This window comes from Saccharicrinis sp. 156 (assembly GCF_050589685.1).
In the GTDB taxonomy this organism is placed as follows: Bacteria; Bacteroidota; Bacteroidia; order Bacteroidales; family Marinilabiliaceae; genus Saccharicrinis.
Window position 1 is genome coordinate 1 of sequence record NZ_JBNGOS010000077.1, and the last position, 7,238, is coordinate 7,238.

General features: G+C 33.4%; 4 protein-coding genes. All 4 read right to left on the bottom strand.

The annotated features are described in order from the left end of the window. Nucleotides 1-527, bottom strand: a 527-nt coding sequence (locus tag ACRD64_RS24805) for a transposase (RefSeq protein WP_430937254.1), incomplete at its 3' end; no start/stop codon positions are given. Nucleotides 528-854: 327 nt separating this feature from the next. Continuing rightward, entirely contained in the window at nt 855-5,273 is a 4,419-nt protein-coding gene (gene avs2 / locus ACRD64_RS24810) for an AVAST type 2 anti-phage system protein Avs2 (RefSeq protein WP_430937256.1), read from the bottom strand. Between the two features lie 329 nt (nt 5,274-5,602). Beyond that, on the bottom strand, nt 5,603-6,136 hold the full coding sequence (locus ACRD64_RS24815) for a hypothetical protein (RefSeq protein ID WP_430937258.1): 534 nt from the start codon (nt 6,134-6,136) through the stop codon (nt 5,603-5,605). A gap of 222 nt (nt 6,137-6,358) precedes the next feature. After that, a complete protein-coding gene (locus ACRD64_RS24820; RefSeq protein ID WP_430937260.1) occupies nt 6,359-6,886 on the bottom strand; it encodes a hypothetical protein in 528 nt (175 codons plus the stop codon). Nucleotides 6,887-7,238 lie beyond the last annotated feature (352 nt).

Below are 7,238 nucleotides of genomic sequence, written 5' to 3' on the forward strand. Positions count from 1 at the left end.
TTGTTGTATTCTTCCAGTTTGTTCTCGATATACTTCAGGTGACGGTCTATTTTGGCCTGGTTGTAATTGTTCTTTTTGCTGTTCTGGGCCCTGAGCTTGGTACTGTCGCCTGCAATCAACACGCCTCCTATCAGGTTAAAGTGCCTGGCCAGGGATACGGTTGCCCGAAAAACCTTTTTGATGGGCTTGGGGTTGTCGCGGCGGAAATTGGAGATGGTATTGTGATCTGGATTAAGGCACCCCAACAACCACATGACCTCGATGTTACGCTTGCATTCCTTTTCCAGCTTTCGGGAAGAGCGTATGCCGTTCATATAGCCATACAGATATAGCTTTAATAAAACACCCGGGTGATACCCAGGGCGACCGGTTTCGTTTGGCCCCATTTGAAAGCCGAAATCTTGCATATTGAGGCACTCCACAAACTCATCAATTAACCTCACGTCATTATCTTCGGATACTGCTCCGTCGAGGTTTACCGGAAATAGATTGATTTGTTGACGATCTTGTCCTTGTATGTATCTCATGTATGTAAGATACATAATACCTGTTTTTTACTGAAGAAAACTACACCATACTTATGAACTTTATGTCAACACCTTTTTAGTTTTTAGACAGTCTGACGGTAAATTGTATGAGTAGTGGCAGATTGCGTGGTAGTTTCCTGTCAAACCGCAGTGCAGTTTGAGCGGGATACAAACCTTGATATTTAATACTTTTTCTGCCATTACTTATACAAAATGTTGTATGCCCGTGCTTTCTTTTCGGTCAGCGATGGGGCAGCCATACTCTTTGACAAGTTTTGGTCTGTGCGATTGCCTTGCGCGACTTGGCAATGTGTATGGGTGCATGTGTCAGGCATTTTCTGTATTAATTTCTCCTTTTAATTCTTCTTGATCAAAATAATAAGCTCCGCTAATTTCTAATCTCCCAGGATAATTAGCGCTGAATGATCGTCCCCCAATTATTTGTTTTTCTCCCAATACTGTCCAAACAATTTTTAATTTATTCTCATTTAGAAACTTCAAAAAAGAATCCTTCCGAACAAGTAAGTAGGATTTCGAATTATGATAAACATTTGAAGAAAAACATTGTATCACTTTAGATTTGTCAATAAATTCTCCTTCTCTTTGGCTATATTTTAAATTCATACCCTTATGGACAACGGTACTTGGTTTTAAAAAACTAATAGTTTCTTCTTTTGATTTATCAAATTCTTCCTCCCATAAAAAGCCTTGTGCAGTTACATTAACCTTAGCAATATACTCTCCTGATTCCTTATCGTGAACATCTGACCATTCAGTCCCTCCATAATATTCAGTCATGAAATATTCTTGTGCTGGTGACCAAAAATATTCTCTACTGAACATTTCATATCTATCACCACTTTCAGGCATCCAACGCCCCATGAAATTTTGTCTAACAGCCCAATCCTTAAATGAATTGAATTCATCATCTTTAACAAGGTAGCTTCTTATTTGACACCAAAGTTCTTTGTGTGGTTGATCCCATTTTTCTTCGCCTATCTTCTTGGGTTCAGACCAAGAAGGGAAACCTTCTAAAACTAGCCATTCTTCACCCTTTTCATCTTTTAATTGGATCATTTCACCCATATTAGGTAAGACACTTTTATCATTTACCCAACTTTCATTAGTACATTCCAAGTTAAATATTTTGTTGTGAACCCACCAGAACTCCTCAGATTGTTCTTCATTATAACTTCCAGTTTCACTAATTAACATTGTTGGATCAATATCTCTTACATAAGGATCCCAAGGGCCATCATATGGTTTTACTTTGTTATCCCCCCATCTTTCCAATTTTATAAAATTATCGGTCAAAAAAGCCATGTATTCATAATAAGCTATCCATTGATATTTTTTCCCAATTCTTTCGTGTGGAGTGGTATTTCTTCCTCTTCCAGTTCCAATTTCTTTGTCAAAATCTAAATGCAGTTTAGGTGACCACCCTAAGTCAATAACTTTTGAAAGAATTATTCTTTGTGCAATACTCAAATCAAAAGTTTCCATTTTATCTGTAATATTATTATAATCATCTAAATATGGTTCAATGTCTTTTTCATACTCTTCTTTTAATGCTTGAGTTAGCATTTCCTTAAATTCATTTCTTTGTTCTTCCACACTGGAATTAAAATCATCTAATGATTCCGTCAATTCATCATCTCCTAGTTCGGTTAAATCATCTGAGAATAAGTCACTAAAATTAACTTCAGATAAATCTATTTTCATGCCTTCTAAATACTCAATTTGCTTAGAAGATAATTTAGTTTTGAAGTCTTCATAGACTTGTTTCTTATTGATTATTGTTTCCCCTAATCTAGAGCTTGACCAATCAGATTGATGATTGGTTCCAATTGTATATCTTGCAAAATCTCCAAACCCCATGACTGATTGCCATAAATCCCAATATTGATCATTATCATATTTTTCCTTTAATTCTTCATACGATGGAATATTATCTGGCCAATTACTTTGATATGGTGGACGAACTTTTGATATTTCGAAACTCAATTCGACACCAAGGTAATACGCATATTCAATAGCTCCTCTAGCGTAATCTCTTAATAATATGTGTGGAATTACACCTGTAATGGTGCTATTAAATACTATTTTGAAATTATATTCACATATTTCCGCTATTTTCTCTCTTTGATTTGTTCTAATTACGCATCCATAGGCAACAGCGAATAGCCGCTCATAAACAAAAGGATCGTTAACTCCTTCAAACATTTTTAAGAGTTCTAGCAATACATCAAGTCTATTTTGCAGTAAAGAAATTAATGCTTTTGTAGAACAATCCCTGAGTTTTCTATTGGTGGAAGTGTGAAACCATGCCAAAGTGATACTAGAAAGCAGAACAGATTCATCAGAAATGTGTGATTTATCCGTTTGATTCCATGCCCAATCTACAAGCCGTTTTACTGATGAGTCATCACTATATCTATATTTGAGAAATTGTGTCCAATTAGCATCTCGTTCAGCAAGGGAGAGTTTTATTAAATGATTATTTAGAGAACGAGCATTAAAGAAGTGATTTGGTATTCCTGTAACCGAAAGAATAGTTTCCCAGAAAAAATCATGCGTGCCTTGATACAAAAAGACATATTCATTTACATACTTCTTCGATTCTTCATTAATAGTTTCAACTTTTCTCCAAAGCAAACTTTCAACAAAGGATTCTATAATCGGGTATTTGTCTTTAAAATCAGGAATAAGAGTATAAAACTCGAATCCTTCTTTTTCAGGGACTTGCACTGAAAAAGCTTCAATCAACCCTTTGTGCATATAAATTGCATTTTCATCTTTTACGTAATTGAAGAGGTGCCCGCCTACTTTAAACTCGTTTTCTAATTCAGGATGTTGTAAGAGTAAATATTGGACAGTTAAATGATCTTCAAATCGCTCATAAGCCAAATAAACTCCTTCTTCATTATCATTCTCCTCTTTCCAAAAAATATTTTTTGACAATACACCTTCAGTAATTAAATCATCAATAAAACCTTTTTTGTCAATAAAGCCTGAAATGGATTCATCAATAACTTGATAAGCTGCATCGTATGGTACATATCTAAGTTGGTTATCAACTTTGTACTTAATTAAAGCATGAATTGAATTTTGTACTAGCTTTAAGCTATCAGAGTATCCAACTCTTTTGGGTTTTGATAAAACGATATTTACGTTTTTAATAAAAAAGTTTATAATCGAGGTAATTCCTTGAAGACCATCAGGAATACGGGTTAATCCAGCTTTGTTAATTCCTTCACAAAATAGTTTCAAAAAAAGGGGATTTTGGAATTCGGGATGTAACAATGGAACGTTAGGTAATTCAATTTTATAATTATTAAAAAATAATTTACTCGCTTCATATTCGACATTCCTAAATCCATAGTGATGGTGTTCAACAATATCTAGATTAGCTCTTTCGTCTTCAGGTAGAATCAAATTTTTGTAAGACGTTCTTATAGTTAATACGAGTCCAAGCCATTCATATTTTTTTATCTCATTAATGAAGCTATTTACAAAGTCGTTCCAGAAGTAGTTTCCTTTTCCTTCATTGATTGCATCAATAAAAAGAATAATTCTCTTTCCTGACGTTTCAGCTCGTTGATTTAGTTTACTTAGAAAGTCTACTGCTTTGGAGTTGATTTGTAGTCGTTTAAAAATTTGTGTCCATGGGTCTTCTTCTGTAACAAAATGTTGACCAAGAAGAAAAACACTTTCATGTTCTTTATTAATTCTTTTTGAAACTATATCTCCAATCAAATGTGATTTTCCGATACCAGCTTCACCATCTAGCAGTAAAAAAGGATTATTCGCAAGTTTAAATGAAGAACCATGAATTAAATTTTTAAAATTCGAAAGCTCATGCTCGAATTCTCTAATGTTTCTTAACTCGGTACCATATTTTTGATAATATTGGTAATCATTTTTTTCTTTTTGAAGTTTTCTTTCTTCCGCTAAGTAATAATCATAGATTTTTCGAACTGAACTCTGAGCATTATTTAACAAACTTTCAAACTCATCTATTGGAAGAGATATGGTTCCTAAGAATTCAGTTTTATGAAACAAAGTCTGTAACTCATCAAAGGCATTTTCTAAACTCTCAAGAGCTTCTTTTACTTTAGACTGATCTTTTAATATCTTTTTCCCTTTTATCAGAAACTGGTCAAAAAGCTTTGTTGCTTTCCTTTTGAACTCTTCAGTTCTTCCCAACCCTTCGAAGATTTCGGATACTTCAAGTTTTACATTTAACTCTGGGGTATACCTTTTTCCAAGATCATCAATTGATGATTCACATTGCTCCCTGAACCAGTTTTGATTAGGTTGAAATGTTAGCTCCGACTTTATTTCTTCTATTTTATCGTCAATTTTTCTTGAAAGGTGACTGGAAATGTTATTTGTAATACTTTCGACTGTTACTTCAATTCCTAGTCTTTTGGCCTTTAACTCCTGCAAGTATACATAGGTGAACAATAAAAGCATTACTACTATGAGAATAAGGCTCCACCAAGGAAGATTAATACTAAGATAAAAGTGAACGATCTTCCAAAAAAGTTTTTGCCAGTATCCTTCTGAGCTTTCTTGGAATTGGTTTGTAACTTTAATCCAGAAGTCCAGTTTTTTCGCAAATTCTCCTAAAATGAATAAGCCTGTAGGTACTGCAATACTCCAATACGTTTTTCGTAGTCTTAATTTTAGAATCCATGATAGTATCCATTCAATTATTGACTTTATCTGGTCTATTTTATTCATTAAATTCAGTTTCAATTCTTTGTTGAGCGTTGGCTAAAAAATAGCTCTTTTGGTTTTTTAAGTGTTTGGTCTTGTGTCGGCAAAAACCAAATGTGCTATTTGTGCGTTGGCTTTTTTAGCATGGCATACAACGTTCAGGCTATGAAGCGTAAGTGATATTAATTGTACTCACTTCCAAATTTCACAAAGCCAAAGCGTTGTATTTGTTTTTATCTTTTTCATTACAAAAGCTAAATCAACGATTTGGCGCTGCTCGCCGAAGCTGAGAACCATCCAAAGTGAATCGGCTCACTTATGCTTTATTAGCCATTGTTGTGGCCTGGCATTTTTTATTTTTCCTTGATAAAGAGAGAATAAATTCTATTCAGTTCAGGATTTCTTTTCGAATAAATAATTTCTATTTTTTGATTCTCTTCAAATATATTCTCTTCATCCGTCTGTGAGAATGATTCATACCAGACACTGTCCACATTGAATTTTGTCTTTACTAACCACTCATTATTTTTATTTACAGTGGAATACCATTTCTTCGAAATATACCCTGTCGTAATTACTCCATCTTTTTCAAGAGCAATCCTTTCGTTTTTTCCACTCTGAAATCCAAATAAAGGTCCAATTATTAGAATTGAACCAAATGCTAATGCTTTTGCCGCTTGACTATGAAAAATGCTCACAACCTTATATATGGAAAATGGGATTCCTCCAAAAATTAAAACAAACGGTAACCATCTTAATATTCCTTCTTTGGCAAATAGTACAGAGTCAGGTATAAAGACGAACATGAATAAAATAATGCTCAGACATAAACCTGAAAATCCAATAATTATAATCAATTCAGTTGTTGCAAAATGCTTTTTGTTCATAATGTATTCTTGTTTGCTTGACCACAACGTTACTAATAAGAGGCGTAGGCTGGCTTTAATAAGCCAAACCTCCGATTCCCCACTTAGCCGAAGCTAAGGTTTTGGTTTTAAATTTATTCTTTTTTTGCCGAAGCCTTGGCTTCGGCGCACTTATTTAAATAGCTAAACTCTCAAATTTCCGCTGACAGCCTATGCCTTTTATTTATTGTTGCCAGCCGTTATTTATTCATTATAGACCAGATGTTTTTCAGTATAGTCAATTTGTTTTCTTAGAATTGAATTGTATAACATTAATATAAATGCAAGTGTTATACCGATAAAAAGCAATACAATTAAGAAACTATTAACATCCTCAATCATAGCTACTCTACTGAAAATAAACACGAACACAATTGCCCAAACAACCTTATGCGTTTTAAGCTTTTTTGATTGCTTGTATTCTATTTCTATGGTAACCAAGTCATGTTCTTCTTTTAAAGTGCCATAAATATTTATAAACTGATGCAATGTAAAAGATGTTCCTATGGCCTTACGTTTAAGTTTTGCTTTGAAATCATCTGTTTTCGGAATAAAGCATCCAACGAACTTTTTTGAGTCTTGGTTTCTAATTTCAATGTCATCGTTATGGGTCAGTTTTGATGATATTTCTTTAATTACCTCTTGTCTTGTTTGTTTTCGATAGTATAGTCTTGAGAAAGGTCTACTTGAAAATATAAATATCAAAAATTCTCTAAATGTCATTGGTTCCATATGAATTACTATCAATTTATTTTCCAAGGATTAATACATTCTAAATTCAACCTTGATTTGTCTGTGTTTTTTTAATGGCTGGCAACTTGGATATAGAGACCGTAATGACTTTATTATTTCGATTATGGTTTCTATACCACATATATAATCAGTTATTTTAATCGTTTAAAAACGTTTTCTTAATCGTGTAAAAAACGTTTACTTAATCGTTTAAATACGTTTACTTAATCCTTTAGAGCTACTAAAAACCATATGACCTAAATTTTACCGACCTACTTGCGAATATTGTAATCATAATAGTCTTTTTTACATAACCAAATATAAACAGAATCATTTTATATATCTAAATTAT